Source organism: Pseudomonas sp. PA-4-8C (genome assembly GCF_021606625.1).
Classification (GTDB): domain Bacteria; phylum Pseudomonadota; class Gammaproteobacteria; order Pseudomonadales; family Pseudomonadaceae; genus Aquipseudomonas; species Aquipseudomonas lactis.
On sequence record NZ_WKCD01000593.1, the window covers coordinates 1 to 594 of the forward strand.

The 594-nt window shown below is 55.4% G+C and carries 2 protein-coding genes; both read left to right on the forward strand.

The window, feature by feature from the left end; genetic code table 11:
• Positions 1-321, forward strand: a 321-nt coding sequence (locus GIW04_RS31170) for a hypothetical protein (protein ID WP_236479674.1), incomplete at its 5' end; no start/stop codon positions are given.
• 79 nt (positions 322-400) lie between these two features.
• Positions 401-594, forward strand: a 194-nt coding sequence (locus tag GIW04_RS31175) for a hypothetical protein (protein WP_236479675.1), incomplete at its 3' end; no start/stop codon positions are given.

The following is a 594-nucleotide window of genomic DNA, read 5'->3' on the forward strand; positions in this document are numbered from 1 at the left end:
CTTCCAAAACTGTGTCTCGCGCTTTCGATTGCGACTGACAAATCGAGCATGTTTGAAGAAATTTCTGTTACGGGCACGTTTGGCGCTGACGAAGTCTTCAAAATGGAGCTTCAGAAGGAACAAATCGAAGGCATCATTGCTCAGAGCCCCGACGCTGAAAGCCCAGCCAAATTCTTTACAGTCCAGCTCAACGCAATACTCACCCCTTTCCAGCTTCAGCATACTGGCAAATTGTCACTCAAGGTCCTTGCAGACGGTGAGGAGCTAGAATGCGCCGGGCTGGAAATGGCTCTAGCACCACCGGGCACCGTTATACTCTGATATAAGCCCGGCCCAACGCCGGGCTTCTTGTTTCCAGGCTCCCTGCTATTCTTTCGGCTCCAGTTCTCGGAGCCATTCAATGCCCGCGCCCTACTCCCTCCCCGATATGCTCGAACGCATCTACGAGAACCAGCTCGCCTTGGAGGCAGCCATCATGGAACTTGTCCTCTTTGTGGAGCGCCAGGGCGATGCCGAGGCCGGTGATAACGTGCGCGGCGCTCTCTTCACCATCGGCGAGAATGCCGGTCACATCAAGCAGGGCCTGGCCAGGCT